30 protein-coding genes are annotated in these 25025 nt (G+C 71.1%); 18 read left to right on the forward strand and 12 right to left on the reverse strand.

What is annotated here, in order from left to right:
- Positions 1-26 precede the first annotated feature (26 nt).
- A complete protein-coding gene (locus AC0680_RS18015) occupies positions 27-1004 on the reverse strand; it encodes a helix-turn-helix transcriptional regulator (RefSeq protein ID WP_478629538.1) in 978 nt (325 codons plus the stop codon).
- 104 nt (positions 1005-1108) lie between these two features.
- Here AC0680_RS18015 and AC0680_RS18020 point away from each other — a divergent pair, with 104 nt between their 5' ends.
- Together AC0680_RS18020 and AC0680_RS18025 are read left to right on the forward strand one after the other, a co-directional pair.
- Positions 1109-1684, forward strand: coding sequence for a TIGR03086 family metal-binding protein (locus AC0680_RS18020; protein WP_478629539.1), 576 nt, complete (start codon positions 1109-1111; stop codon positions 1682-1684).
- A 35-nt stretch (positions 1685-1719) separates the two neighbouring features.
- Complete coding sequence (locus tag AC0680_RS18025; RefSeq protein WP_478629542.1) at positions 1720-2712, forward strand: DNA-3-methyladenine glycosylase family protein; 993 nt, start codon at positions 1720-1722, stop codon at positions 2710-2712.
- A gap of 434 nt (positions 2713-3146) precedes the next feature.
- On the opposite strand, the gene AC0680_RS18030 is transcribed toward AC0680_RS18025, so the two are convergent.
- Positions 3147-3806 carry an NADPH-dependent FMN reductase gene (locus AC0680_RS18030; RefSeq protein ID WP_478629545.1) on the reverse strand — a complete coding sequence of 220 codons (660 nt, stop codon included), beginning with the start codon at positions 3804-3806 and terminating at the stop codon, positions 3147-3149.
- A gap of 178 nt (positions 3807-3984) precedes the next feature.
- On the opposite strand from AC0680_RS18030, the gene AC0680_RS18035 reads away from it, so the two are divergent.
- Positions 3985-4974: an ornithine cyclodeaminase family protein gene (locus AC0680_RS18035; RefSeq protein ID WP_478629546.1), complete on the forward strand. Its 990-nt coding sequence runs from the start codon at positions 3985-3987 to the stop codon at positions 4972-4974.
- Positions 4975-5091: 117 nt separating this feature from the next.
- A complete protein-coding gene (locus tag AC0680_RS18040) occupies positions 5092-5751 on the forward strand; it encodes a maltokinase N-terminal cap-like domain-containing protein (RefSeq protein WP_478629548.1) in 660 nt (219 codons plus the stop codon).
- Between the two features lie 59 nt (positions 5752-5810).
- Here the strand turns inward: AC0680_RS18040 and AC0680_RS18045 are convergent, their stop codons facing one another.
- Positions 5811-6278: a MarR family winged helix-turn-helix transcriptional regulator gene (locus AC0680_RS18045; protein WP_478629550.1), complete on the reverse strand. Its 468-nt coding sequence runs from the start codon at positions 6276-6278 to the stop codon at positions 5811-5813.
- A 57-nt stretch (positions 6279-6335) separates the two neighbouring features.
- Here AC0680_RS18045 and AC0680_RS18050 point away from each other — a divergent pair, with 57 nt between their 5' ends.
- Positions 6336-7178, forward strand: a complete 843-nt coding sequence (locus tag AC0680_RS18050; RefSeq protein ID WP_478629553.1) for an alpha/beta fold hydrolase — start codon at positions 6336-6338, stop codon at positions 7176-7178.
- Between the two features lie 193 nt (positions 7179-7371).
- Entirely contained in the window at positions 7372-7620 is a 249-nt protein-coding gene (locus AC0680_RS18055) for a hypothetical protein (RefSeq protein ID WP_478629554.1), read from the forward strand.
- Positions 7621-7661: 41 nt separating this feature from the next.
- On the opposite strand, the gene AC0680_RS18060 is transcribed toward AC0680_RS18055, so the two are convergent.
- Complete coding sequence (locus AC0680_RS18060) at positions 7662-8090, reverse strand: hypothetical protein (protein WP_478629555.1); 429 nt, start codon at positions 8088-8090, stop codon at positions 7662-7664.
- A gap of 693 nt (positions 8091-8783) precedes the next feature.
- Between AC0680_RS18060 and tgmA the strand changes: the two genes are divergently transcribed.
- From tgmA to AC0680_RS18100, 8 genes are all read left to right on the forward strand, one after another.
- Entirely contained in the window at positions 8784-8975 is a 192-nt protein-coding gene (gene tgmA / locus AC0680_RS18065) for a putative ATP-grasp-modified RiPP (RefSeq protein WP_384441964.1), read from the forward strand.
- A gap of 6 nt (positions 8976-8981) precedes the next feature.
- Positions 8982-9911, forward strand: a complete 930-nt coding sequence (gene tgmB / locus AC0680_RS18070; protein ID WP_478629558.1) for an ATP-grasp ribosomal peptide maturase — start codon at positions 8982-8984, stop codon at positions 9909-9911.
- A gap of 86 nt (positions 9912-9997) precedes the next feature.
- Positions 9998-10741, forward strand: coding sequence for a Clp protease N-terminal domain-containing protein (locus AC0680_RS18075; protein ID WP_478629560.1), 744 nt, complete (start codon positions 9998-10000; stop codon positions 10739-10741).
- 646 nt (positions 10742-11387) lie between these two features.
- Entirely contained in the window at positions 11388-12128 is a 741-nt protein-coding gene (locus tag AC0680_RS18080) for a hypothetical protein (protein ID WP_478629561.1), read from the forward strand.
- The gene (locus AC0680_RS18085) at positions 12125-12808 is read left to right on the forward strand and encodes a DUF4166 domain-containing protein (protein WP_478629564.1); all 684 of its coding nucleotides are present in this window, start codon (positions 12125-12127) and stop codon (positions 12806-12808) included. The genes AC0680_RS18080 and AC0680_RS18085 overlap by 4 nt, the downstream gene beginning before the upstream one ends.
- Positions 12805-13488: a TetR/AcrR family transcriptional regulator gene (locus AC0680_RS18090; protein WP_478629565.1), complete on the forward strand. Its 684-nt coding sequence runs from the start codon at positions 12805-12807 to the stop codon at positions 13486-13488. The genes AC0680_RS18085 and AC0680_RS18090 overlap by 4 nt, the downstream gene beginning before the upstream one ends.
- A 210-nt stretch (positions 13489-13698) precedes the next feature.
- Entirely contained in the window at positions 13699-14697 is a 999-nt protein-coding gene (locus tag AC0680_RS18095; protein ID WP_478629567.1) for an LppY/LpqO family protein, read from the forward strand.
- Positions 14698-14831: 134 nt separating this feature from the next.
- Positions 14832-15284 carry a hypothetical protein gene (locus AC0680_RS18100; RefSeq protein WP_478629570.1) on the forward strand — a complete coding sequence of 151 codons (453 nt, stop codon included), beginning with the start codon at positions 14832-14834 and terminating at the stop codon, positions 15282-15284.
- A 164-nt stretch (positions 15285-15448) separates the two neighbouring features.
- Here AC0680_RS18100 and AC0680_RS18105 read toward each other — a convergent pair whose 3' ends face one another.
- Both AC0680_RS18105 and AC0680_RS18110 read right to left on the reverse strand, forming a co-directional pair.
- Positions 15449-15829 (reverse strand): VOC family protein, encoded by a 381-nt coding sequence (locus AC0680_RS18105; RefSeq protein WP_478629572.1) that lies wholly within the window; start codon positions 15827-15829, stop codon positions 15449-15451.
- Positions 15830-16022: 193 nt separating this feature from the next.
- Positions 16023-16817, reverse strand: coding sequence for an NAD(P)H-dependent oxidoreductase (locus AC0680_RS18110; RefSeq protein ID WP_478629574.1), 795 nt, complete (start codon positions 16815-16817; stop codon positions 16023-16025).
- 98 nt (positions 16818-16915) lie between these two features.
- Between AC0680_RS18110 and AC0680_RS18115 the strand changes: the two genes are divergently transcribed.
- On the forward strand, positions 16916-17881 hold the full coding sequence (locus AC0680_RS18115; RefSeq protein WP_478629577.1) for a helix-turn-helix transcriptional regulator: 966 nt from the start codon (positions 16916-16918) through the stop codon (positions 17879-17881).
- Between the two features lie 381 nt (positions 17882-18262).
- Positions 18263-19084: an alpha/beta fold hydrolase gene (locus tag AC0680_RS18120; protein ID WP_478629579.1), complete on the forward strand. Its 822-nt coding sequence runs from the start codon at positions 18263-18265 to the stop codon at positions 19082-19084.
- A 10-nt stretch (positions 19085-19094) separates the two neighbouring features.
- Here the strand turns inward: AC0680_RS18120 and AC0680_RS18125 are convergent, their stop codons facing one another.
- Positions 19095-19562: a hypothetical protein gene (locus AC0680_RS18125; RefSeq protein ID WP_478629581.1), complete on the reverse strand. Its 468-nt coding sequence runs from the start codon at positions 19560-19562 to the stop codon at positions 19095-19097.
- Positions 19563-19610: 48 nt separating this feature from the next.
- A complete protein-coding gene (locus AC0680_RS18130) occupies positions 19611-20018 on the reverse strand; it encodes a hypothetical protein (RefSeq protein WP_478629583.1) in 408 nt (135 codons plus the stop codon).
- Positions 20019-20222: 204 nt separating this feature from the next.
- Here AC0680_RS18130 and AC0680_RS18135 point away from each other — a divergent pair, with 204 nt between their 5' ends.
- The gene (locus AC0680_RS18135) at positions 20223-20615 is read left to right on the forward strand and encodes a helix-turn-helix domain-containing protein (RefSeq protein WP_478629585.1); all 393 of its coding nucleotides are present in this window, start codon (positions 20223-20225) and stop codon (positions 20613-20615) included.
- Positions 20616-20719: 104 nt separating this feature from the next.
- A complete protein-coding gene (locus AC0680_RS18140) occupies positions 20720-21130 on the forward strand; it encodes a VOC family protein (RefSeq protein WP_384430725.1) in 411 nt (136 codons plus the stop codon).
- 161 nt (positions 21131-21291) lie between these two features.
- Here the strand turns inward: AC0680_RS18140 and AC0680_RS18145 are convergent, their stop codons facing one another.
- The 4 genes from AC0680_RS18145 to AC0680_RS18160 all read right to left on the reverse strand — a co-directional run bounded on the left by AC0680_RS18145 (position 21292) and on the right by AC0680_RS18160 (position 24695).
- Positions 21292-22242, reverse strand: a complete 951-nt coding sequence (locus AC0680_RS18145; RefSeq protein ID WP_478629588.1) for a tetratricopeptide repeat protein — start codon at positions 22240-22242, stop codon at positions 21292-21294.
- Entirely contained in the window at positions 22239-22502 is a 264-nt protein-coding gene (locus AC0680_RS18150) for a hypothetical protein (RefSeq protein WP_478629591.1), read from the reverse strand. Before AC0680_RS18150 ends, AC0680_RS18145 begins: the two co-directional genes overlap by 4 nt.
- A complete protein-coding gene (locus AC0680_RS18155; RefSeq protein WP_478629593.1) occupies positions 22499-22750 on the reverse strand; it encodes a hypothetical protein in 252 nt (83 codons plus the stop codon). The genes AC0680_RS18150 and AC0680_RS18155 overlap by 4 nt, the downstream gene beginning before the upstream one ends.
- A gap of 337 nt (positions 22751-23087) precedes the next feature.
- On the reverse strand, positions 23088-24695 hold the full coding sequence (locus tag AC0680_RS18160) for an RNA polymerase sigma factor (protein ID WP_478629595.1): 1608 nt from the start codon (positions 24693-24695) through the stop codon (positions 23088-23090).
- Between the last annotated feature and the right edge of the window lie 330 nt (positions 24696-25025).

Below are 25025 nucleotides of genomic sequence, written 5' to 3' on the forward strand. Positions count from 1 at the left end.
ACCGCGCGCCGGGCCCGGCGCGCGCCTCACCCACGGCCGTCGCCGTCACCCCGCCCGTACAGCCGCGTCACCTCCGCCGCCGCGGCCGCCAGTTCCTCGCGCGCCGAGGCGGGCGCCAGCACCTCCACATCCGCCCCGAAGACCAGCAGCGCACGCGCCGCCCGCACGGCCCGGAAGGCCAGCTCCACATCCGCCCACCCCTCGCCCCGGTCCGCCGGCGGACCGGCGAGATGTGCCGACTGGATCCGCAGGAACATGTCCAGCCGCTCGCTCCGCACCCGGCAGTGCACCCGCACCTCGTCCGGGACCCGCTCCACTCCGTCCCGCAACGCCGTCCAGACCTCCGCCAGCCCCAGCCCCGGGCGCCGGCGGACCGGTTCCTCGTCGACCGTCGCCGCCTGCACCCGGTCCGCCCGGAACAGCCGCGGCTCACCGTCCCGGTCGGCGACGAGATACCAGACACCGGCCTTGCTCACCAGGCCGTACGGGTCGACGGTGTACTCGCCCGCCTCGGCCTCCCCGCTGCGCCGGTAGCGCAGCCGCAGCCGCCGGTCGGTGAACACCGCGCGCTGCAGCTCGCCCAGCTCCACGTCGGCGGACCGGCCCTGCATCCACCGCACCGGATCGACCAGGATCCGCTCACTGGTCCGCTCCGCCGCCGGCCGGTGATCCGGGGGCAGCGCCGCCATCACCTTGCGCAGCGCGGAGGCGATCGAGCCGCCGAGCCCCAGCGCCTTGTGCGCCCCGTCGGCCGCCAGTACGAACAGGGCCCGGGCCTCGTCGGAGGTCAGGCCCGTCACGTCGGTGCGGTATCCCGGCAGCAGCCGCACCCCGCCGTTGCGCCCCCGCTCGGCCCACACCGGCACCCCGGCGGCGGAGAGCGCCTCGACGTCCCGGTAGATCGTACGGACCGACACCTCCAGCTGGGCGGCGAGTTCCGTCGCCGGGATGCCGCCGCGGGCCTGCAGCAGCAACAGGATGGACAGCAGCCGGTCGGCTTTCATGCAGCGCAGTCTAAAACCTGACGGGTTCTGTCAGGTATCACCCCGCAGAGTGGTCCTCATCGGCCCGCACCCACCGTCCGGGCCCCGTACGAGAGGCGCTTCCCATGAACGCGTTCGACCCCCGCCCCCAGTTCCTCAACGCCATCGACCAGCTGGAGAAGCTGGTGAGCGGCCTCGACCCCGCCCACCTCGGCCGGCCGACGCCCTGCGAGGCGTACGACCTGCGGGCGCTGCTGAGCCACACCGTCGGCGCGCTCCACCGGATCGCCTACATCGGCGAGGGCGGGCGCGGCATGGACGTCCCCGCGGCGGCCGGCGAGATCGCGGACACCGACTGGGGCGGCGCGGTCGGCCGGGCCCGGGCCCGTGCCGCCGCCGCCTGGGCGGACGACGACAAGCTCGCCACGGAGTTCGAGGTCCCGTGGGGCGTGGCCGAGGGCCGGATCGCCCTCGGCGGCTATGTGATGGAGACGGTGACCCACACCTGGGACATCGCCCAGGTCATCGCCCCCGAGGCGGAGCTGGACGAGGACCTCGCCCGGATGGCCTTCGCCATCGCCCAGAAGGTCCTGCCGCCCGAGCCGCGCGGCGGCGAGATGCCCTTCGCCGCGGTCCACCCCGTCCCCGAGGACGCCGACATCCACCGCCGCCTGGCGGGGTGGCTCGGCCGCGCGGTCTGATCCCCCGGGCCGCCACCGAACGAAGCGAGACCGTGATGACCGACACCACACCCCTCGGGGCCGGAGTCCTGGCCACCTCCCCTGCGACCACCGACCAGGGGAGCGGCCGGGCGGTGACCGCACCCGACACCGCAGCGGCAGCCGCCGCCACCCGCACCGTCCGGCTGGCGGCCCGGCCCCCCTTCTCCTTCTCCGCCTCCCTCGCCTTCATCGGCGCGTTCCCCGCCATGACCGGACAGCAGGGCACCGCGCAGGACACCCTGACCCTGGCCCTGCGCGAGAACGGCACCACCCTGGGCGCCCGCGTGACGGCAGCCCCCGACGAACCGGCCGTCGACTGCGTCCTGACCGCCGCCGCCCCCTTCGGCGACGCCACCGCCGAGGCCGCCGCGGACCGGCTCTCCTTCCACCTCGGTCTCACCGACGACCTCACCGACTTCTACCGCCTGGCCCGCCTCGACCGGCCGTTCTCCCGTGTCGTGGACCGACTGCACGGCTACCACCAGGTCAAGTTCCCCTCACCGCTGGAACTGCTGTGCTGGGCGATCCTCTGCCAGCGCGTCCCCATGCCGGTGGCCAGAAAGATGAAGCAGGCCCTGGTCGAAGCGGTCGGCAACCGCATCACCGTCGACGGCGAAACCCGTTGGGCCTTCCCCGACGCCGAACAACTCGCCGCCCTCGACGAACCCGCCCTCCAGCACCTCATCGGCAACCAGCGCAAGGCCGGCTACCTCTCGCGCGCGACCCGCCAGTGGCTCGACCTGGACGAGACGTTCCTGCGCACCGGCCCCTACGACGAGGTCCGCGACCAACTCCTGGGCCTGCCCGGCATCGGCCCCTGGTCGGCCACCTTCCTGCTCATCCGGGGCCTCGGCCGCACCGAACACCTCACTCCCGACAAGGAGATGACCCGCGCCGCCCAACGCGTCTACGGCCGCACCCTCGACGACACCGCCTTCGCCGAACTCACCGACCGCTATGGCCGCCATCAGGGGTACTGGGGCCACTACCTCCGTGTCGGAGGCTGAGGAGAGCCGCTCGGCTGCGGCCTGACCGAGAGTCAGGCCGCAGCCGCGCACCCTGCCGCGCACGCGCCGTCCGTCACAGGCAGAGGATGATGAGACTGCACTCGTCTTCGTGGTTACCGCCGTACGGGGTCCTCTGCTCACCGTCGTGGTTCGACTGCCCACCAGCCGGCTTGGACTGATGGGGCCGAGTGACCGTGGGCCTGGTGGCGGCGTCCGGATCGGGGACCGCGGCCGCCGCCGAAGCCGCTCCTGTCGCCAGTGCGATACCCAGGGCGGCGGTGACAGCAAGTGCCCGCGCAACGGTCCTTTGTGAGCGATTCATCCGTGTAGTGTTCATGAGATCACCATGAATGCCCGGTTGTCTCGCTGCGTCCCGAACGCCGCCGACCGGGTGCACCCCCGAAGGCCGGCCGGCGACGGCGAGGCGGAGCCGGTCAGTCCTCCGCCCGCTGTGTCACCGGCGCCTCCGTGCGGTCGCCCGGGAACTCGTACCACCGGCGCTGCAGGCACACATAGCGCGTATCGGCCTCGACGAGACGGAGAAAGGCCGTCACCGTCTCGCCGAGGCGCTGCTGCAACCCGGCGTCGGTCAGCTGCCCGTCCTCGGTGAATCCCTTGTGGGCCGCGGCAAGGCTGAACATGTCGGGGTAGACCCGGGTACCGAGGTGCTCCAGCGGCACCCGCAGGGCCCACAGCCCCCGATTGCCGCCCACCAGGGACGGGGAGGCGGACAGGAGCAGCGCATGCTTGGTCTTGAACGGCTGCGGCCGGACCCGCGAAACCCAGTCGATCGCGTTCTTCACCACACCGGGCACGGAGGCGTTGTACTCGGGGGAGGCGAGCACGAAGGCATCGCACCACTCCAGCCGGTCGCGCAGCGCCAGGGCGCCGTCGGGCAGCCCCTGTGCCTCCTCCAGGTCACCGTCGTACAGCGGCATGTCGAACTCCCGCATCGCGGCGAGGTCCACGGCGGCCCCGGCATCGGCCAGTATCCCCGCGACCAGGGACGCCAGACGGGCGTTGGTCGATTCGGCCCGCAGAGCAGCACCGAGGACAAGCAGTCGCAGCGGGCCCGGGTGGGCATCCGTCGTCATTTGGGCACGTCCCTTCCGTCACAGGAGCCGTCTCCCTCAACGCGGCTCGCAGAGCCAGTCTGGCGGCGCACCCGCGTTCAACCGGTGCGCCGCGCCCCGGCGGTCCGTACGGGACTACGGTCGACTCCGCGGCCAGGCGACCCGCCGGCCGTACGGCTGCATCAGGAGGTTGAGGCGGATGCTGGTTCTCGGTCGCTCGCAGGTCGAGGCGCTGCTGGACGTGGACACGCTGATCGACGGCCTGGCGTCGGCGATGACGGACCTCAGCGCCGGCCGGGCCTCCTCACCGGACCGCGTCGCCGCGCTGGTGCCCGAACGGGACGGCTTCCTGGCGGCCATGCCGGGACGGGTACCGTCGGCCGGGGTGCTCATGAGCAAGCTGGTCTCCGTCTTCCCCCGCAACACCGGCACACCTCTGCCGACCCATCAGGCGCTGATCGTCGTCTTCGATCCGGACACCGGTGAGCCCGTGGCGTTGCTGGACGGCACGGCCATCACCGCGGCACGGACCGCCGCCTGCTCCGCGCTCTCGGCGCGGCTGCTCGCCCGCGAGGACGCCTCGGTGCTGGCGGTCCTGGGGACCGGAGCCCAGGCCCGGTCCCACGCCGAGGCCATGTGCAGGGTCCGCCCGATTCGGCAGATCCGCGTAGCGGGCCGCAGTCAGACCAAGGCGGCCGCCCTCGCCGGGGAACTCGCCGCCGCACTCCGACTGCCCGTCGAAGCGGTACCCACGTACGCGCAGGCGCTCGACGGCGCGGACATCGCCGCCGCGACCACCCACGCCACCGACCCCGTGATCCGTCGCACTTGGCTGACCCCGGGCGTGCATGTGACCTCGGTGGGCTTCAACCCGGCCGGCCGTGAGATCGACGACGCCACCATCGCCGAGGCGCTGGTGTGCGTGGAGTCGCGGCAGGCGGCCCTGGCCCCCTTCCCCGCGGGCAGCAACGACCTGCTGAATCCGATCCGCGACGGCGTCATCACGGAAGCGCACGTACACGCCGAACTCGGCGAACTCCTCAGCGGCAGCCGGCCGGGCCGCTCCTCGCGCGACCAGATCACCCTCTACAAGTCCGTCGGGGTAGCGGCGCAGGACGCCGCGGCGGCGGCCCTCGTCGTGACCGCGGCCCGGGAGCGGTCGATCGGGTCCGAGGTGCGGCTGGGGTGAGCCGGCGTGTCCAGAAGCGGCCAACGGATCTTGTTCTCCGGAGAGCCGCCCTGACGGCGCCGTGCGGATGAAAAGCTGTCGCTGCTCATATCCACCTGACGAAGGAGAAGCTCCGGCATGGCCGTCATCCACCACACCACCATCAAACCGACCAAGCTGGAGCTGCTCACCACCTGGCTGCCCACCCGCCCGTGGTACCGCGACGGCGCGGGTGAAACGAATTTGGCCAAGGCCGGCGGCTTCCGGCTGGACGACCCGGAGGGCGAGGTCGGAATCGAGTTCATAGTGGTCACCGACACCTCCACCACTCACCCGACCACCTACCTGGTGCCGCTCACCTATCGCGGCGCCCCGCTCGACGGGGCCGAGCACGCCCTCGTCGGCACGATGGAGCACGGCGTGCTGGGGCAGCGCTGGGTCTACGACGGCCTCCACGACCGGGTGCTGACCGCCCAGTTGCTGGCCCTGATCGAGGGCCGGGTCCAGGCCCAGGCCCAGAGCACCAGCGACACCCCGGACCGGGACGTCACCCGCTCCTACGCCGGCGCGGACCACATCCTCGCCGACTCCACCACCACGACCACCGACAACCAGGAGGGCACCGAGCTGACCACGCCGCACGGGGTGACCCTGCACGTGCAGCGGGCACTTCGACCCGCCCCGGACGGCTCGTCGCTTCTCCCGCAGGGCGCGACCGGCCATGTCGCCGGCGCCTGGGACCTGCCGGACGGCACCCGCGCCCAGGGACTGTTCGCCGTCCTGCGCCCCACCCCCTAGGTTCCCTCTCCGGTCGGCATCGCCGTCGACCGCTGGGCCGTCCGCACGGCGCGTGCGGGTCAGTTCACCTCGACGTGGTCGAAGAGCCTGAGCATCTCGGTGAGCACCCGCACGCAGGCCCCGACGTCGGCGTCGGTCAGATCGCCGCCCACCTGGCGCAGCAGGGCACGCTCACGGGTGAGGGCGGCGGTGATGGCCGCGCTGCCGTCGTCGGTCAGCCGGATCAACGAAGACCGCTGGTGGGCGGGGTTGGGGATGACCTCGACGAATCGCTGTGCCACGGCATCGTTGACCATGCGCTGGACGAACTGCCGGCTCAGCGCCTGCGCCCGGCCCATTTGCGGGACGGTCATGGGCCCGTGCTCGCGGAGCAGATCGAGGACCGCGCGCACGCCGACGGAGAGGCCCTCGAGCGGCGCGGACTGCTCCACCTTGCGCTGAACCCGTCTGTACAGCGGGCCCACCAGGTCGAACACCTCCGTGAGCCGGAGGGCGAGGTCATCGGGTTCGAGCGGCTCATGGGTCACCTCCCCATGATGACACCTCAGTTGCCAAGCCGCCCCAGTCATGACACCTTGGTTGTCATGACTGGGGTTTCTGACGTGTACTCATTCGAGCTTGCGGACGGCCGACTCGCGTACCGCGACATCGGCACCGGGCAACCGCTGGTGCTCCTGCACGGCGGCTTCCTGGACCACGGCATGTGGGACGACCAGGTGCCGGCATTCGCGTCGGACCACCGCGTGATCGCGCCGGACGCCCGTGGCCACGGCGGATCCACCAACGCGAGCGGACCGTTCCGGCAATGCGACGACCTGGCCGCGCTCCTGCGCCATCTCGACGTCGGGCCGGCGATCCTGGTGGGCCTGTCGATGGGCGCCGGCATCGCGGTCGACACCGCGCTGGAGCACCCCGACCTGGTACGTGCGCTGGTCGTCAGTGGCGCGGGGACCAACGAACCCGAGTTCCAGGACCCCTGGGTCAAGGAGATGCTGGCCGAACAGGCCCACGCGCTGGCCGAGTCCGACACCGAGCGCTGGGTCGACGCATGGATGCGGGGCGCGGCCGGCCCGCACCGCTCCCTCGACGACGTCGCCCCGGATGTCGTCCGGCGGCTGCGGAGCATGCTCACCCGCACCGTCGCCAAGCACAGCAGCACCGAACCGGTGCATCTGGTCCCCGTGCCCGACACGTGGCAGCGGGCCGCGAAGGTCACGGTCCCCGTGCTGGCCATCAACGGCGGCATCGATTCCGACGACCACATCGGGATGGCGGAACGACTCGTGCACGCCGTCGCCGACGGCCGTACGGCAACCATCGAAGACACCGCCCACTACCCCAACATGGAACGCCCCGACGCCTTCAACGAGGCCCTCGGAGCCTTCCTCGCCACCCTGTCCGCCCGGAAGAGCCCGAAATCTCGCTGACCGGACGAGCCACCGCCCCACGCCGCACCACACACCCACGAACCGAGGCCGCCTGACGCGCCGACGCTCCACAGGCCGCCATCCGCAGGCGTGTGCCTGGGACGGCTGGAACCCGTCGAACGCCTCCGATGTCACCGACGCCGACGGCCGTGCGCTGCGCATCTGGCACCAGGTCGAATCCGTCGTCGGCGATGTGGTCACCTTCACCGGGTCGACGGCGGAGCCGGGCGGGGCGCTGCTCCGCGTCGACCGCACCAGCCTGCGGTTCCTGGACGTGACGACGCTCAACGCCTTCCTCGTCCGGGCGGGCTTCGAGGTCGAGGCCCAGTACGGCGACTGGAATCGCGGGCCCCTCACCGGTGAGAGCCGGGAAATCGTCACGATCGCCGGCAAGAAGCAGTCCACCCACCGCGTCTTCCGCCCGGCAGGCGACGAGCGGTGACGGACGTCGCCTGCCGGGCGGAAGAGCGTGGGTGCGTGGGCCTAGAGGACGGTGACCGTCTCCTGGCGCGCGTAGCTGAACCCGTCCTCGTCGAAGTAGAAGACCGCGACCTTCACCTTGTCGCCCTTGGCGAAGTGCGAACCGACGGCCGGGCGCAGCGAGACCTGCGCCGCGTGGCTGTTGTAGTCGCAGGTGAGCTTGGCGCTCTTGATGGTGCCCGCGGCGATCGACTCGTCTTGGCCGGCCGTGCTGACCTTGGTGGCGTTGGCGACCAACTGGTGGTTCATGCCGGGGTCGCAGGAGTACGTGACGTTCGCCCGGAGGCCCGACTCCTGGAGCGAGACCTTGCCGATGGTCAGGAGATTGGCCTTGGCGAAAGCGGACGGCGCGGCGGCCAGTGCGCCGGCGCCGACCAGGACGGTGGCTGCCGCGGTTCCGGCCAGACGACGCCGGAGACGGGATGACTTCATCGAGTTTCCTTCCCCCCTGTGCGGTCACCTTGGTCTGGTACGGAGGAGATTCTCCGAATGTGCGGTGACTGCGACAGTTGTTCGAAGTCGTGCGTATTGGTTGGCGATCTTACGCCATCCCTCCCGATGGAGGGGCGTATGTGTCGCAGTGGGATGGCATGGGGCACAGGGAGCGGAACGGTGCGGGAGTGGCCCGGTGCGGACCGGGCCGTGTGCCCGGGACGACATGGTCGCTGTGTCCACGGCAGTGCTCAGAAACCTCGCCCGGCTCATCGGGTGACCGTTTCCGGTGCCTGCTAATGCGTCGTTTTCACGGTGTCCATGCTTCCCCCTGTCGCATTTGGTCAGTTCCGGTCACCCTGTCAATCGGGTTGTCGCACCGTCGATGCCAAGTTCCTTGTGGCGGAGGGGAGTTGGTGGATCGGCGCACGGGGGTGGCGCGCGATCACGGGGCCGTCGCCCCGGTCCTGGACTGAACGGGCGGGTCAGGCCGCGGAGGGAGGCGGTTCAGTGGCGCCCGGCATGCGGCATCTACGTTCTCGGAGTTGTCCCGTCAAGCGGTTCTTCGTATTCGATCGAAACAGGCAACTGTTTGACCGCATGATCGCGTCATCTGTGCAGAGTTGTCTGGTGAAGTCTCCCTGTCTCTGCTTCTTCCCGCGGGGGCGGGGCGTGGGTTTTTAAGGAGAAGGTATGCGTCCGTTTGCTTTGGGTTATGCCCGTCCGGTGGTGAGGTCGGTGGTTGCCGCTCCGTACGTCTATGACGCTGCGCGGCAGCTCAATGTCCTGCCCGACGGGCGTCCGGCCGCCCGCAATCGGGCGGTGCTGCTGGCGACGGGAACCACCGCCTCCACCGCTGGTTCCAAGACGCACTTCGATGATTGAACGGCGATGACTGTCCTGGTTCTCACCTGCGAGGAGGACTTGACGGCGGACATGGTCGTCGCGGCCCTGCACGACCTCGGTGTTCCGCTCGTCCGCCTCGACCCCGCCGATCTGCCGGGCAGGGTCGCGCTGTCGGCGGATTACGGCGACGGCGACTTCCGCGGGTATCTGAAGACGGATGAGCGCATGGTGAGCCTGAGCAGCCTGCGGTCCGTGTGGGTTCGCCGGCCCGGCGCTCCGGGCGCTCGTGCCGAGGAGCAGTCCGCGTGGCTGTCCGCCGAGTCCGAGCAGGCGCTGTACGGCATGCTCTTCTGCACCCCGGCGCGTTGGATGAACCACCCCGTCGCGGCCATGCAGGCGCGCTACAAGCCGTGGCAGCTGCAGCTCGCCCAGCAGAGCGGCTTCGGTGTTCCCGCGACGTTGATCACTTCGTTCCCGTCGGTTGCCCGCCAGTTCGCGGCGAAGCATCAGGACCTGGTGGTGAAGTCGGTTTCGGGGCGGCATCCCGGCGATCCTCCGATGGTGCTGCCCACCACTCGCGTCAGTCCCGATGCGGACTTCTCCGCGGTGGAGGCGGGGCCGACGCTGTTTCAGCAGCACATCCGAAAGCGGGCCGACATCCGGCTGACCTGGGTCGGCGGTCGTATGTTCGCCGCCCGCAAGGAAGCCGACGCCGACGAGGTCGACAGCCGCTTCACGGAGCACGGCTCCTGGAAGCCCGCCGAGGTGCCGGACGTCGTTCGCCGGTCGGTGGACTCCTATATGGACGTCGCCCAACTCGCCTACGGAGCCTTCGACTTCGCCGTGGACTGCGACGGCACGTGGTGGTTCCTCGAGTGCAACCAGGGCGGCCAGTTCGGGTTCGTCCAGGTGGACACCGACCAGCCCATCGCCCAGGCCATCGCGGCCTGGCTGGCCGAGGAACCCGGAGGCTGAGCGACCTCACTGACGCCCGTGCGGACTCCACAATCTAGTGTCAACCTCGGGTTGACACCCTCTGGGTGTCAACCTACGGTTGTCACATGGAGAAACCAACCCAGACCTCCGTTCCCGTCCGTCTCGACGACCTGATCGAGGCGATCAAGAAGGTCCACACGGACGCCCTCGACCAGTTGACCGACGCCGTCATCGCCGCCGATCACCTCGGCGACGTCGCCGACCACCTGATCGGTCACTTCGTGGACCAGGCCCGACGCTCCGGCGCCAGCTGGACGGACATCGGCAAGAGCATGGGCGTCACCCGCCAGGCCGCGCAGAAGCGGTTCGTGCCCAAGGCTCCCGGTGAGACCGACCTCGATCCCAACCAGGGCTTCGGCCGCTACACGCCCCGCGCCAGGAGCGTCGTGGTGGCCGCGCAGAACGCCGCCCACGCGGCAGAGAACAACGAGATCGGCACCGCGCACCTCGTCCTCGGCCTGCTCAGCGAGCCCGAGGCGCTCGCGGCGCAGGTGATCCGCGCCCAGGACGTCGAACTCGACACCATCCGGCAGGCGGCGACGGCGGCGCTGCCCGCGGCCGCGGAGAAGATGCCGGCCCTCATCCCCTTCGACGCCGATGCCAAGAAGGCGCTCGAACTCACCTTCCGTGAAGCACTGCGCCTGGGCCACAACTACATCGGCACCGAGCACATCCTGCTGGCCCTCCTCGAGCACGAGAACGGCTCGGGCCTGCTCGCCGACGCGGGCATCGACAAGGCCACGACGGAGGCCCGTGTGGTCGCCATGCTGGCTCAGTTCCTCAACACGAAGACAGCCGAAGAGTCCTGACGGAAGGACCTCACGCCACCCCGCGTCCGGACGGGAGGCGACACGGACCGGATCGCGTCCGGACGGGACGGCATGCCGGCGTCCCGTCCGGACGAACCGCTCCGCCCGCCCGGAACGAACCTCTCCACCCGCCCGGACGCCCGACGTCACCGGTGTGCAGCGCAGCGCACACCCGTACCGGCGGGCGTCCGAGGCGGGCCGAGTCCGTCCTCAGGTCGCCTTCGCCGTCGGGGGAGGTCGGTCGCCACGTACCCCCGACTGCCGGAGGCCACCAGGCCGGTTTCGCGGTCAAGCCCCTGGAACCGTGGCGTCCCGGCCCTCTCCCAGCCCGGCGGCACATCGCCCAGGCCGGGCAGGACGGTTCGCGGCCGCTCCTCGCCCGGGGCTTCGGCGGCTTGAGTCGAGGGCGTGGCGTCCTGGGACGGGCCGTGTCTCTCCGCGCCGCGCGTGCGCAGGCCGGACTCCCCGGGGCGGGCGCGCCGCCTCCGCGGCGACCACGTCGCCGGAACGACTCCCGACCCACCGATGCATGACGCCGCGTCACCCCCCGTTGAGCGACTGCTCAAACGCCTGCTAACTTCGCGTTGAGCAGTCGCTCAAAAGAGCGTGTGCCAGGAGTGGGCCGATTCGTGAGGACGGGGCGTTCATGAGGCTCTACGTGGAGACGCACATCCGCGCCGACATCGAGACCATCTGGGAGCGGACCCAGGTCCCCGCCCATCACGAACGCTGGGACCTGCGCTTCACGGAGATCGACTACCTGCCGCGTGCACCCGGCGAGCCCCAGCGCTTCCGCTACGCGACCCGGGTGCTGCCCTTCCTGACCGTCGCCGGCACCGGCATCTCCGCCGGGGAGCGACACCGGAGCGGAGGCGAGCGTGTCTCGGCCCTCCGATTCGCCTCACCCCAGCGGCTCTCGCTCCTCGCCGAGGGCAGCGGCTACTGGAGGTATGTGCCCACCACCGACGGCGTGCGCTTCCTCACCGGCTACGACTACCGGCCGCGTTGGGGCCGCTTCGGCGCCGTCGCCGACCGGACCGTGTTCCGGCCGCTGATGGGCTGGGCGACCGCCTGGTCCTTCGACCGGCTGCGGCTGTGGTGCGAGCGCGGGATCAGCCCGGGCAGGTCACTCGCGTATGCGGTGGCCGACCTGACGGCCCGCGTCCTGGCCGTGGCGACGGCCGTCGTCTGCACGGCGATGGTGTGGGCGGTCCACCCCTCCTACGTGCCCGCGATGAGCGCCGCCGCGTACCTCACGCTCGCGCTCGCCGCCGTAGCGCTCCTCGCGCCGCCCTCGCCCCGGACCCCGGCCGCCCGCCGCTGCCGACGCACCCCACCCGCACCCACCGCCACGCCCGCCCTCCTCACCACCTTGGAGCACGCATGAGCTCGATCTTCCAACGCGTCATGGGGGAGCGCGCCTTCACCCGGCTCCACCCCCAACTGCGGCGGCGCTTCTCCGTCGGACTCGAAAGCGGCGAGGCCTGCACCGGCCGCGGCGTGATGGACCGGATCTGGCACGGCCCCGCCTTCATCAGGCCGTTTCTCGCACTCGGCGCCAGCCGCAACATCCTCGTCCCGCGCACCGGCACCCAGGTCCCCTTCACCATCGAAAACGTCCCCTACGCAGACTCCTACGGCCGCGAGACCGTCACCTTCGTCAGAACGTTCGCACTGCCCGGTGGACCACGCCGCTTCGACGCCACCATGGTCCACAGCCCCGAGCGCGACTGCGTCCTGGACTACCTCGGCACCCACCAGCACCTCGCCACCGACCTGCACCCCACGGCCGAACCGGACGGCTCGCTCGTCATCCGCTCCGGTGAACACCGCTTTCGCGAAGGGCCGTTCGACCTCCGCGTCCCGGCGCTGATCGGCGGCGAAGCGGAGGTACGGGAGTCCTTCGACGACTCCACCGGCCGGTTCCACATCCGGGTCCGGGTGACCAACCGCTACTTCGGCCCACTGTTCGGCTACGAGGGGTCGTTCACCGCCGAATACACCGACGTGGACGCGTGCGGAGTGCGCGCCGGGCTGCGTCCCGTACGCGAGGAGGCGCGCGCATGAGCCCGGACTCCAAGGCAGGCACCCCCACCGCCAAGGCAGTGGACGCCAAGACCCCGGACACCAAGGAGAAGCTGCTGGAGGGCGCGCTTCGCACCCTCGCCGAACAGGGCATCGCCAAGACTTCCGCCCGCTCCATCGCGGCGGCGGCAGGCGTCAACCAGGCCCTGGTCTTCTATCACTTCGGCTCGGTCGACGAACTGCTCGCCGCCGCCTGCCGCCACGGCGCCGAACAGCGCGTCGCGCGCTACCGTGCCCGGCTTGCGGAGGTCGGCAGCCTCGCGGAACTCCTCACGTTCGGCCGCGAGATGCACATCGAGGAGCGGGCGGCCGGCCAGGTCGCCTTCCTGGGACAGCTGCTGGCAGCCGCCCAGACCCAGCCGCGTCTCGCGCCCGCCACCGCCGCGGGCCTGCAGCTGTGGATCGACGAGATCGAGAAGGCCCTGGCCAGGGTCCTGGACGGCTCGCCGATCGCCGAGTTCACGGACATCCCCGGACTCGCCCGCGCCGTGGCGGGCTCGTTCGTCGGTCTCGAACTCTATGAAGGTGTCGACGAACACGGTGCGACGCTCGCCCTCGATGCGCTCGAACAGCTCGCCGTATTGGCCGCCGCCCTCGACGAGCTCGGTCCGCTCGCCCAGCGTGTGGTACGGCACCGCCTGCGCTCGACCACCCGGCCCTGAACCTGCCGGCCGGACCCGCGTCCCGCCTCGACCGGCCGGCCGTGGCGTCGACCGCGTACGCCCACGGCGGGCCGGCCGAACCGGAACCGGGGCTGATCGCTTAGCCCATGTGGCTTCACGTTGCTTAGCTCATGTGGCCTCAAGCGCTGTGGGGGACGGCCTTGATGCCGGTCCGCCGTGCTTCCATCCCGTCATGGAGGTGCTCACGTGATGGCTGGAGACCGACAGCAGGACGACTACCCGCACGCGGGTGCGCCGCGGCGGCGCGTGCTGGCCGCGGCCGCCCTGGTTCCGATGCTGGCCGGGGCGACGGCCCCCGCCCGGGCCATGGCCGCTGGGACGGCCGGGGGAAAGAGCGGCAGGTTGGTCAAACCGGTTCCCACCGACGTATCGGGCTGGGAGGGCGTGGCCAACGCGCTGGGACGGCCGGGCGACATGAAGCGCAACCTGATGTACCACACGGCCTTCCCGCGCCGGGACCTCCTCGTACGCTCCCACGGCGTGATCGTCAAACCGGCGCTGGCCCTCGGCTCGCACGTGTCCTTCGTCCGTTACGCCGACAAGAGCACGATGGTGATGGGTGATCTGGTGGTCACCGAGTCCGAACTGCAGCCCTTCGTCGACGCCCTGTCCGAGCACGGGATCGCGCTGACCGCGATCCACAAGCACCTGCTCTCCCAGAGCCCCGACATCTGGTGGGTGCACGTCCACGCGCACGGTCACCACGCGGTGTCCATGGCCCGCGGCCTGCGGGCGGCGCTGGACCGCACCAGCACACCGCCCCCGCTGATGTCGGCCCCGCCACGGCCCCTCGACCTGGACACCGCCGCGATCGATGCCACGCTGGGCGTGAAGGGATCCATCGACGACGGCATCTACAAGTCCGTCTTCGTCCGCCGGGAGACCGTCACCGACGGCCGCCGGGTACTGCCCCCGGGGTTGGGATCGACCACCGCGTTCAACTTCCAGCCGCTGGGCGGCGGCCACGCCGCGATCAGCGGGGACTGCGCCATGATCGCCAAGGAGGTCCAGGACGTCCTGGCGGCCCTGCGGCGGGCGGGGGCCGAACTCGTCGAGCTGCACAACCACGGCCTGACGGACGACCCCCGCCTCTTCTTCGTCCACTTCTGGCTCGTCGGTGACGGCGTCCGGATCGCCAAGGCCCTGCGCCCCGCGGTGGCAGCGACCAACGTCGTACCGGCAGGCTGACCGGCGCACGGGCAGCTGCCGCCGTCCGGACGGGGGACCGGCCGCCTGGGGCCCCACCACACTGAGCTGGGCTGTCACCCGGCTTGTCAGAGGCATCCGCTACTTTGCGGACCATGGGAAACTCAGGCGGATCATTGACGACCCGGTCCACGGGTGAACTGCACCAGCTCATGCGGGCAGCCGGGTTCACCGGCGTGGACGACCCGGAGGCGTTGGCGGACGGCTGGCAGGTGACCGACTTCGCCGACGCCGGACCGCGAAGCACGGCGACCCTCGTGCGGAGAACGGGGACGCCGGCCATCGTGGTGTCCTTCCTCGACAGCGACGTGGGGTTCATCGAGGCCGCCATGCCGGACGGCAGCAGCTGGGAGGCGCTGCTCAATCGCGATATGGCGGAGGACTACGGGATACCGCTGGAGCAGTTCCCGATCGAACCCGCCGTGGCCGGCGCGCTCGCCTGGGCGGCGGCGGCCGGGCTGACGCCCGATGAGGAAGCGGTCCGTCAGACGCTCACCGGATCGGCCCAGTTCGCGGAAGAGCTCTCCGCGGCCCTCCTGGTCGCTCTGGGCCTGCCCGGCGCAACCTAGCCTGCGCAAGCCTGGACCTGGGGAGTCGCGTGGTCTCACCGCCGCGACGACCCGTGGGGGAATCACGTGTTCCCACGCATGGGCAGTCTGTGCGCTCGTACACGCTCATCCGCGCACCACCACCCTTCCCCCGCGGCTCCAAGGCCCGGTCCACCCCTCGCGGTTCACCGTGCCCCGGCCCGCTCGGCCGCGCTGCGTTCCACACAGAACTCGTTGCCCTCGGGATCGGCCAGGGTCACCCAGCCCGTCCCGTCCGGCTTGCGGTGATCGCCGACCACGGTCGCGCCCAGGGTGAGGATCCGCTCCACCTCCTCGTCGCGCGAACGGTCCTGCGGCTGCAGATCGACGTGCAGCCGGTTCTTCACGGTCTTGGCTTCCGGGACCGTGATGAACAGGAGGTTCGAGCCGGGTGCCGTGACCACCGCCTCGGGGTCGCCGGGGAAGTCGTCGTCAGCGAGGGAGCCGTCCAGGACCGCGGCCCAGAACTGCCCCAGACGGTAGGCGTCGGAGCAGTCGATGGTGAGGTGCCGTACAACAGAGGCCATGCGGCGCACTATCGGCCAGCCATGCGGCGTCTGTCCAGCGCAATTTCCTCAGGGCACGCACCGCGCGCCCGGCCTCGTCGGCCGCCGGCACAACCTGCCCGGTCGCAGCCGTCGCACCGGCGGCCGCGCTCCCCGCCGGACCTCGTACGGCAGGGAGGCGATACGGCCGGAGCGCGGCCAGTGGCTCCGGGTATCAGACAGGCGGGCGGACGTGGAGGGCGAGTCCGCTCGTCCCCGGCGCCTCCACGTCCGGCAGCAGCCGCATGTCGTGGTCGTAGTCGCCGCCGACGAGCGAGCGGAACGGGACCGGCTCGTCGGTGAAGAGCCCGTCGAGCCGTCCGCCGTACTCCCGCTTCGCCGCCTCGAAGCGTTCCTCCGGCAGGTCGACGGTGCCGTACACGGCGAACGGGTCGAGCGGCGTCATGCCCGTGAACCAGAACAGGCCGTGCTGCACCGGGTGGAGGACGTCCGACAGCTGCCCGTGGACGCCCCGGTCGGAGAACGCCGACTCCCGGGCGCCGATCGTCACCGACACCAGGGCCCGCCGTCCCCCCAGGGCGCCCTCGCTGTAGGGCGGGGGAACCGCCGGGCCGTGCGCGAACCCATTGGTGAACACCCGGTCGATCCAGCCCTTGAGTATCGCGGGCACGGAGAACCACCACATCGGGAACTGCAGGATCACCGCGTCCGACCAGCGCACCTTCTCCTGCTCGGCCGCGATGTCGGGCGACAGCCGGCCCGCCAGCGTGGCCCGCTCATGGGCGGCCGGCACGTCCAGCCGGTGGTCCGCGCCGTGGTCGGGGAAGTCGTCGGCGTCGATCGCCGCCTTCCACTTCATCGCGTAGAGGTCGGACACCCGCACTTCGTGCCCCGCTGCCCGCAGATGCTCGACCGCGAAGGCGGCCAGCGCGGCGTTGAGCGAACGGGGTTCCGGGTGGGCACTGACGACGAGGATCTTCTTGGGCTGCTGCGGTATTGCTTCGGTCATGCCGCTACGTTCCCCCGGGCGGCGCCGGGTAGCCAGCACCCTGGTCAACCGGCGGAGTGGTGATCCTGGTACTGAGAGGGCCACGCATACTTGGGCGTATGGACGGCCCGCACCACATCCAGCGCACGGACGGCATGGACAGCCGCAGCGAAGACGGCACCCGCAACGGCAGGAGTGCCGACCGCATCGACCGCAGCAACCGCATCGATCCCATCGATGGGATCGGTGATACCCGCAAGGCACTCGGCGGCTTTCTGCGCGCCCGCCGGGGACGTGTCGCGCCGGAGCAGGTCGGTCTCGTCGGCGGCCGTCGCCGGCGGGTGCACGGGCTGCGGCGCGAGGAGCTGGCCCAGCTCGCCGGAATCAGCGTGGACTACTACGTGCGCCTCGAACAGGGCCGGGCCACCCAGCCGTCGCCCGAGGTGCTCGACGCGCTCGCCGGGGCGCTCGGCCTCGACACGGCCGAGCGCAGGCACCTCGCCACCCTCGCCGGCGCGCGGCGCGACCCCGCGCCCAGGGCCCGGGTGAGCCCCCTGCTGCAGCGGCTCCTGGACGACATGGCCCGCTTCCCGGCCTTCGTGACGAACCACTGTCTCGACGTGGTCGCCTGGAACGGCCTGGGCGCCGAATTGATGGGCGGCCTGGCCGCCCCGGCCCGCCGCGACCGGAACAACGCCCGGTACCTCTTCCTCGACCCCGCGGCCCGGACCGTCCACCCCGAGTGGGAGGACCGGGCGAGAGAGGCGGTCGGGCAGCTGCAGGTATCCGCGGGACGTTATCCCGGTGACGCGGAACTGACCGCGCTCATCGCCGAACTGTCCGCACACAGCGCCGAGTTCCGGCGGATCTGGGCCACCGGCGAGGTCGTGATGTGCGCGGCGGGACGCAAGCGGCTGCGGCATCCGGAGGCCGGACTGCTCACGCTGGACTACGAGACGCTGCATGTGCCGGCCGTGCCGGGCGAGATGGGCCTGGTCGTACACGTCTTCAGTGCCGAGGAGGACAGCCCGGAGGCGGCTTCCCTCGCCCGACTGGCGATGACCACCCCCAACGGAGCCGGCTGACCGCCTCGGACCCCCTCGGACGGGCCACCACGGGCACTTTCGGACGACGACCTTGGGACCTCCCGGACGGCCACCTCGGGGACTCTCGGACGGCCCGCCACCTGCGGCCGGCTCACTACCGTGCGGTCGACTCGCTACCGCGCGCCGACTATCGGGCGGTTCGTCCCATTTCTACGAATTTCCGCATCCCTCGACTTGATCGTTCCGGCGGCGACCCCCGCCCAGCACGACGCGAGCCGTCATGGCAAGGGGGCGCGGATGTGACATCGGGCTGGCGGCGGAAGCCTTGACGGCTACTGACTCGGAAGTAACTATTCCGCTTACGGTTCGGCATTGCCGACCGCAGTTCGGGCAGTGGCTCGATCCGAGAAAGGTCCCACCATGCGTCTGCGCTCCCGCCTCCGGTTCCTGACCGCCGCCACAGCGGCCGTGGCCCTCGGCTTCATGGGCTTCACCGCCACCGCCCACGCCGATGTCACCGACATCCCCCCGGCGGGCGCAAACGACTGGTCGTGCAAGCCCAGCTCGGCACACCCCGAGCCGGTCGTCCTGGTCAACGGCACGTTCAAGACCATGGCCGAGAACTGGGCCACGCTCTCACCGAACCTCGCCGGTGCGGGCTACTGCGTGTTCGCCTTCAATTACGGGCATGCCGCGACCGACCCCATCCCCGACTCGGCGTCCGAGCTGCGTGACTTCGTGAACGCCGTACTCGGATCGACCGGCGCGAAGAAGGTCGACCTCGTCGGCCACAGCCAGGGCGGGATGATGCCGCGCTACTACATCAAGTTCCTCGGCGGCGCTAACAAGGTGGACGACCTCGTCGGCATCGTGCCGTCCAACCACGGCACCTCGAACCCGTTGGCCCTCGTGGCCGGAGCCACCGTCTGTCCCTCCTGCGTGGACCAGACCACCGGCTCCGATCTGCTCGAGAAGCTCAACGCCGACCCCGAGGCGCCCGCAGGCCCCGACTACACGCAGCTCGCCACCAAGTACGACGAGGTGGTGCTCCCCTACACCAGCTCGTTCCTGAGCGGTCCGCCAGCCCATGTCACCAACGTCCTGCTCCAGGACAGGTGCCCGCTCGACACGACGGAGCACGACCAGGCCACCAAGGATCCCGTCGTCGCCCAGTGGGTGAAGCACGCCCTGGACCGGCAGGGCCCGGCCGACCCTGCCTTCCAGCCCCACTGCGTCGCCTGAGCGCAGCGGCTCAGACCTTGAGCTGACGCACCCGGCCACCCCGGTCACCGTTGTGGCGCTGCAGGCCGACGAACAGCGCCCAGAACAGGAGCGCGGCCGTCACTGGACCGCCCGCCCAGACGACGAGCCCCGCGCCGATGTTCGCGCCGATGACCCCCGCGGTGAGCACCCGCCAACCCGCGCCGACGATCAGCCCGGCCACGATCAGAGGCACAAGCACCATCCACCGGCCGCGGTCGACGGTCTCGCTGCGCGAGGCGCGCGCCAGCAGCGCCGCGGTGACGACCGCCAACACCAGGGACACGACGCCGAGAGAAGTCTCCAGGCTCTCTGCGAGGGGCAGCGGCCGGACGGCATGGTCGAGTTCGGACGGCGGGTAGCCGGCTGCGTCCTGCCGCCCCATCAGGCCCCATGTGGCAACCGGCACGGCCGCCACTAAGACGGCGGAGGCGGCAGTGTGCAGTTTGTGCGTTCTCATACGTGCATGGTGTCCGCACCGCGTCGGGCGGGGCATGAGTACGCGTACCTAGATGCGTCGTACCTGGCGGGTGTCCGATGGGGCAGGATCGGACAGGCCCTGGATCCGTCGGTCCCCGGCCTGCCAGACCGCGGTACCAGGCGTGCCGGAGAGGAGCTCCCGGCCTCCCGGGTACCTCAGATCGACCCGGATCGACCGCTCGAAGGGGAAGTCCACCTCGACAAGCCGGGCGGCCTCTGCCAGCCGCCCTGACAGCTGCGAGGCGAGCAGCGGATCCTTCGGCACGCCGAAGCGTGTGTAGCGGTCGTCGTGCTCCTCGTCCCAGGTGAAGAGGTAGGGCCCCTGGCCCAATGCGACAGCGCAGTGCGTTTCGGGGCACTCCTCGGGGTCGTCATGGCAGACCCGGTCGAACCACTCCGGGTGCTGTGCTCTCGCCTCAGCGGTGGCACCGTTCATGGCCAACTCTCCGGCATGGGCCGCAGCCGGGACGGGCCCGAAAGCGGACGAGAACATGCCCACCCGGCCGGCCGAGTCCACTGCCCACCAATGGAACCGGAGGCCCCAGCAGGGGTGCACGAAGGGGCTCGAACCTGTCACGGTGCCCAGCCTAAGGGGGCGGACGCGCACCGCGACGGTGCGGAGCTGTGGTGTGATGACGCGGTGAGCCGCGCCGCAGAAGAGACCAACCGCCGCATGCTTCGGGCGCGGGACGCGATGGACCGGGCCTACGCGCAGCCGCTGGACGTCCCGGCCCTGGCCCGGATCGCCCATGTGTCGCAGGCTCACTTCACACGCACCTTCCGGGCCACGTTCGGCGAGACGCCGCACCGCTACCTTCAGCGCCGCCGTGTCGAGCGTGCGATGTTCCTGCTGCGGGAGACCGACCGCAGTGTGACGGACATCTGCTTCGACGTCGGCTTCGGCAGCCCGGGAACCTTCAGCCGCACGTTCCGCGACATCGTCGGCCGGTCGCCGCGGGCGTACCGCAAAGAGGCGACGGCCATGGGTGTGCCGACGTGCTTCACGATGGCGTGGACGCGGCCGAGCGCTTGACCGCCCGCTCGGACCTGGCCGCCTGCTCGGACCTGGCGGCCCGCGCCCTGCAGTGAGCAGTTTTGGATAAGTTTTCGCCGGGTGTGCCCAGTAGCGTGAGGCACATGTTCAACGCGATCACGCATTCTGCGATTTACGTTCTCGACCAGGACGAGGCCCTGGACTTCTACGTCGGCAAGCTCGGCCTGGAGGTCAACACGGACGTCGACCTGGGCTTCATGCGCTGGCTGACCGTCAACGTCCCCGGCCACCCGGAGCGCGAGCTCCTGCTGGAGAAGCCGGGCCCGCCGGCGATGTCCGAGGAGACGGCGCAGCAGGTCCGCGAGCTGGTGACCAAGGGCGCGATGGCCGGCTGGCTCATCCTCACCACGGACGACTGCCGCTCGACGTACGAGACGCTGCTGGGCAAGGGCGTCGAGTTCACCGAGGAACCCACCGAGCGCCCGTACGGAATCGACTGCGGGCTCCGCGACCCGTTCGGCAACCGGATCCGCTTCACCCAGCCGAAGGCCTAGAGAGCCGACCGGTTCGGTTCGACCGGAGCCGCCGGGTGACGGACTGTGGACGGGCTGTGGCTGCGGTCGGTGGCCGCAGCCCCGCCGCGGGAGGGCGGGACCGTGTCCCCGTTGTCGTGGACCGAGGCCCACGACAACGGCGGGGCTAGGGCCGCGCGGTGTCAAGGTGCGGAGAGGAGGGCGGCCAGACCCCGGCGGGCGGCGGTCAGGAGCGGGTGGTGGGCGGTGACGGCCGGCTCCAATACGGCGATGGCCTGCGCGTACAGCTCCATGGCCTCGTTCGTGTCGCCGAGGGTGCCGCGGATCAGCGCGAGGTCGTGCAGGGTGGGTGCGAGTTCGGGGTGGTCGGGGCCGAGCGTGCCCTTCTTGATCGTCAAGGCGCGTCGAAAGCCCGCCTCGGCTGCCGCCGGGTCGCCCTGCCGGAAGGCCAGGGCGGCGAGATTGTGCAGGGTGACCGCGACCTCATGGTGCACGGGCCCCAGCGTCCGTTCGAAGACCGTCAGTGCCCGGCGCAGCAGGGCCTCGGCCTCGATGGGCCGGCCCAGGCCGTCCACGATGGCGGCGAGCGCGGCACGGTCGGCGGCGACGTCCGGGTGATCCGGGCCGCATGCCTTCTCTCGGATCGCCACGGCACGCCGGGCGGGCCCCTCCGCCGCCGTGAAATCGCCCCGGGCGTGTGCGAGTCCGCCCAGGTTGTGGTGGAGGGTGGCCGCATCCGGGTGGTCGGGCCCGAGGACGGATTCGACCACCGCCAACGCCCTCCGGTACAGCCTGTCCGCCTCGGTGAACCCGCCGGTGTACTTGAGCGTGACGCCCAGCTCGTTGAGCGGTCCCACAAGGGCGGGGTCGGACGGTCCGAGCGCGCCGTGGGCCACCGCGAGCGCGGTGCGCAGGAGGCGCTCAGCCGCGCCGTATCGGCCCTGTGCGCGGTACCGGGCACCGAGCACGGTGGCGTCGCACACCCGTTGCCGCACGTCACCGGCCCTGCTCCCCGGCTTGTCCCTCCTTGCGCCGGCCTTTCCGGACTCCGTGCTGGACCTGGCTGTGTTCGTGCCGGTTGTGCCGGTCGTGCCGGACTCCGTGCCCGGCCCGGCCGTCCTTGTGGCTGTCATGGTGAGCTCCCCGTCCGGCCCGCCGGCACGGCGGTTCGGGAGATCTCTTCCGGGGCGGGCAGACCGTTGGCCGCCCGGGGCAGCCCGTGCTCCAGGCGGAGGGTGCGGAGCACGCCCGCCCCGCACAGGACGGCCACGACGGCGAACCAGCCGCTGCCGATGAGGATCGGCAGCGTCAGACCGGTGCCGACCGCCGAGAACGCGTCCGCTGCCAGGACCGTCCAGGCGCTGCGCGGCAGCGCGGGGATCAGGGCGCTCATGCGGATGTCACCCTTGCGTCGTCGCGTCCGTCCTTTCCGCTTGTCCCGGGGGGAACAAGCACGGTCTCGTTGTGCTGTCCCGTCCTGCCGGGCTCGCATGCCCGTTCCACGAGCACCGTCTCGTTGTGGTTGACGCCGGAGAGGGCGAGCACCGTCTCGTTGTGGTTGTTCCCAAGGAGGCTCAGCACGGTCTCGTCGTGGTTGTGGCTGCGTCCCGGCCGGGTACCCAGCGCGATGTTCATCTGCATCGGAATCTCCGAATCTCCGTGAGCTGTCGGCTGTCGGCTATCGGTTCTGGGACACGCTGTGTCGCTGTGTTCCGACCTCAGAGTCCGAGACCGCCGCAGGGCCTGACAGCCACGGGAATTCGGGTCTTGACTCGGCATGCAAGTGCCGCAGGTGCGTGACGGGCCGGGGTATGGCGCACCGGACCGAGCGCGGTCGCATTTGTGCACCGCGGTCCGCGAGGGCAGCACGGCCCGAGGCACCGCGAAGCCCCGCAGGGCCACACGGGTCCTACGGGGTCCTACGGGGTCCTACGGGGTCCTACGGGGCCACTGATCACCGTCCGGGCAGTTCCGCCGATCACTTCTTCGGGCAGTTCTGCTCGATATGGCAGGGATCCTCGGGAATGACGAAACGCGTTGGCGGGGGCTTCTTCTTCGGCTCCGGCGGCTCCGGTGGTGGCGGGGGCGGGTTCGGCGGAGGGTTGCCACCAGGGCCGTCCGGTGGGCCGGGCTCGTTCGGTGAGCCGGGTTCATCCGGCGGTTGGCCACCAGGTTCCCGCGGCGAGTCGCCGGGGTCGTTCCCCGGCGGGTTTCCGGGCTCGTCGCGGTCACCGCCCGGTGGGTTACCCGGCTCGTCGCGGTCCCCGCCCGGCCGGCTACCCGGCTCGTCGCGGTCACCGCCCGGCCGGCTACCCGGCTCGTCCCGGTCCTGGCCACCGGGGCTGCCACCCTTTTCCGGCCCACCGGGGGTGTCCTGCTTGCCCGAGGGCGACGAGCCGTCCGCCGGCTTTTCCCCCGGATTCTCCCCGGGCTGGTTCGTCGAGCCACGGTGCAGGCGCGGATCCGGTGCGTCCGCCGGCACCTTGTCGCCCGGCCGGTAGGTCTCGCCCGGGGCCAGCGTCCTGCCGTTGACGACGTCGCCGGGCCCCAGCACGGTCCCGGGGGGCACGGTGCCGCCGGGCTCTATTCGGGTGACCTGCGGTCCGGGGCGGTCCTCGCCCGGCCCCTGCCCCGGCCCCGGCCCGCCGCTCGCCCACAGGAAGGGGCCCGCGACGAGGATCCCCACGCCCGCGGCACCGGCCGCGGCCATCTTGGCCGGCGTGGGAGACATCCGGCGCGCCCACCTGTCGAGGGGGACGGGGAAGCCGTTGGCGTCGAAGTGACGGGCGCGCTCGGTGACCTCGCGGCGGCGCTCTGCGTGCCGCGGACCGGTGACCACCTCGACGACCTGATCGCGCAAAGTCGGCGAGAGTACGGGGACGGGCAGCAGGGCCAGCAGCGAGGCGGCGCTGACGTCGCGATGCTTGCGCTCGGCGCAGATCTCGCAGGCGGCGATGTGCCGGTTGATGCGCTTGCGCATCAGGATCGTCATCGTGCCGTCCCAGGCGTCGAGCATCTGCGCCAGCTCCGCGCAGTCCCGCCGACCGTTACGGGCCACGATCACCGCGGCCAGGGCGCCCTCCAGCTGCTGACGCGCGCGGGACAGCAGCGCATGGGTGTGATTGAGCGACAGGCCCAGCGCGGCGGCGAGCTCCGAGCCCTGGAGATCCTGGCGCATGGCCAGCTCCAGCACCTCGCGATCGCGGGTGTTCAGCCCGTCGAACGCGTCCTGCACCAGGTGCCGCAGCTCGTCGGTGCGCAGATCCGCATCGAGGTCGACGGTCTCGTCACGCACCTCGCCGGCCTCCTCGATCGCGGCGGTACGTCGCTGACCGCGCAGTTGATGCAGGCATTCGTTACGGGCTATGGCGTACAGCCAGGGGCGCAGCCGCTCGGGATTGCGCAGCTGGCCGATCCGCTCGTTGGCGAGCACAAACGTGTCCTGCAGTGCGTCAGCCGCCGCATCGGGGTTGTGCAGTACGGAGCAGCAGTAGCCGTATAGGCGATGTGCGTAAGTGTCGTACGCCTCTGCCAGCCCTTGCGGATCGGACGCCTGCATAGCGGCGACCATCCCGCGGTCGTTCATATACACGACGCTATTCCTCCTACCACAGTTCCGCACATCCGCAACCGGAGGGATGCGCCGGATAGCGGCAGGTCGCCGCTCTCACCAGGACAGGTGGCGGCGCAGCGTCGGCCAAGCAGCGACAATCCGTGCCTTGACGGAGGCGGGTAGCCGGCGTAGGGGGAGGAGGCGGGCGGGCACGGCCAATCGAGAGTGCTCGGCGACCACCCGGACCCCGCCCCCTCGACGGTCGCGCGCCGGGCCCCGCCCCTCTACGGCGGCCGTCCGCCGATCCCGCGCCCCTTCGGCGGCTGTCCGCCGATCCCGCGCCCCTTCGGCGGCTGTCCGCCG

It is taken from the genome of Streptomyces sp. NPDC043738 (assembly GCF_056436545.1).

What these genes read in the sequence shown, in the direction of transcription:
- AC0680_RS18060 (WP_478629555.1), bottom strand. Translation starts at nt 8,090, where the DNA reads ATGAAGTCATCCCGTCTCCGGCGTCGTCTGGCCGGAACCGCGGCAGCC.
- AC0680_RS18030 (WP_478629545.1), bottom strand. Translation starts at nt 3,806, where the DNA reads ATGACGACGGATGCCCACCCGGGCCCGCTGCGACTGCTTGTCCTCGGT.
- tgmA (WP_384441964.1), top strand. Translation starts at nt 8,784, where the DNA reads ATGCGTCCGTTTGCTTTGGGTTATGCCCGTCCGGTGGTGAGGTCGGTG.
- tgmB (WP_478629558.1), top strand. Translation starts at nt 8,982, where the DNA reads ATGACTGTCCTGGTTCTCACCTGCGAGGAGGACTTGACGGCGGACATG.
- AC0680_RS18015 (WP_478629538.1), bottom strand. Translation starts at nt 1,004, where the DNA reads ATGAAAGCCGACCGGCTGCTGTCCATCCTGTTGCTGCTGCAGGCCCGC.
- AC0680_RS18110 (WP_478629574.1), bottom strand. Translation starts at nt 16,817, where the DNA reads ATGACCGAAGCAATACCGCAGCAGCCCAAGAAGATCCTCGTCGTCAGT.
- AC0680_RS18040 (WP_478629548.1), top strand. Translation starts at nt 5,092, where the DNA reads ATGGCCGTCATCCACCACACCACCATCAAACCGACCAAGCTGGAGCTG.
- AC0680_RS18090 (WP_478629565.1), top strand. Translation starts at nt 12,805, where the DNA reads ATGAGCCCGGACTCCAAGGCAGGCACCCCCACCGCCAAGGCAGTGGAC.
- AC0680_RS18145 (WP_478629588.1), bottom strand. Translation starts at nt 22,242, where the DNA reads ATGACAGCCACAAGGACGGCCGGGCCGGGCACGGAGTCCGGCACGACC.
- AC0680_RS18130 (WP_478629583.1), bottom strand. Translation starts at nt 20,018, where the DNA reads ATGAACGGTGCCACCGCTGAGGCGAGAGCACAGCACCCGGAGTGGTTC.
- AC0680_RS18150 (WP_478629591.1), bottom strand. Translation starts at nt 22,502, where the DNA reads ATGAGCGCCCTGATCCCCGCGCTGCCGCGCAGCGCCTGGACGGTCCTG.
- AC0680_RS18025 (WP_478629542.1), top strand. Translation starts at nt 1,720, where the DNA reads ATGACCGACACCACACCCCTCGGGGCCGGAGTCCTGGCCACCTCCCCT.
- AC0680_RS18115 (WP_478629577.1), top strand. Translation starts at nt 16,916, where the DNA reads ATGGACGGCCCGCACCACATCCAGCGCACGGACGGCATGGACAGCCGC.
- AC0680_RS18020 (WP_478629539.1), top strand. Translation starts at nt 1,109, where the DNA reads ATGAACGCGTTCGACCCCCGCCCCCAGTTCCTCAACGCCATCGACCAG.
- AC0680_RS18125 (WP_478629581.1), bottom strand. Translation starts at nt 19,562, where the DNA reads ATGAGAACGCACAAACTGCACACTGCCGCCTCCGCCGTCTTAGTGGCG.
- AC0680_RS18050 (WP_478629553.1), top strand. Translation starts at nt 6,336, where the DNA reads ATGACTGGGGTTTCTGACGTGTACTCATTCGAGCTTGCGGACGGCCGA.
- AC0680_RS18120 (WP_478629579.1), top strand. Translation starts at nt 18,263, where the DNA reads ATGCGTCTGCGCTCCCGCCTCCGGTTCCTGACCGCCGCCACAGCGGCC.
- AC0680_RS18160 (WP_478629595.1), bottom strand. Translation starts at nt 24,695, where the DNA reads ATGAACGACCGCGGGATGGTCGCCGCTATGCAGGCGTCCGATCCGCAA.
- AC0680_RS18080 (WP_478629561.1), top strand. Translation starts at nt 11,388, where the DNA reads ATGAGGCTCTACGTGGAGACGCACATCCGCGCCGACATCGAGACCATC.
- AC0680_RS18155 (WP_478629593.1), bottom strand. Translation starts at nt 22,750, where the DNA reads ATGCAGATGAACATCGCGCTGGGTACCCGGCCGGGACGCAGCCACAAC.
- AC0680_RS18105 (WP_478629572.1), bottom strand. Translation starts at nt 15,829, where the DNA reads ATGGCCTCTGTTGTACGGCACCTCACCATCGACTGCTCCGACGCCTAC.
- AC0680_RS18085 (WP_478629564.1), top strand. Translation starts at nt 12,125, where the DNA reads ATGAGCTCGATCTTCCAACGCGTCATGGGGGAGCGCGCCTTCACCCGG.
- AC0680_RS18140 (WP_384430725.1), top strand. Translation starts at nt 20,720, where the DNA reads ATGTTCAACGCGATCACGCATTCTGCGATTTACGTTCTCGACCAGGAC.
- AC0680_RS18035 (WP_478629546.1), top strand. Translation starts at nt 3,985, where the DNA reads ATGCTGGTTCTCGGTCGCTCGCAGGTCGAGGCGCTGCTGGACGTGGAC.
- AC0680_RS18095 (WP_478629567.1), top strand. Translation starts at nt 13,699, where the DNA reads ATGGCTGGAGACCGACAGCAGGACGACTACCCGCACGCGGGTGCGCCG.
- AC0680_RS18075 (WP_478629560.1), top strand. Translation starts at nt 9,998, where the DNA reads ATGGAGAAACCAACCCAGACCTCCGTTCCCGTCCGTCTCGACGACCTG.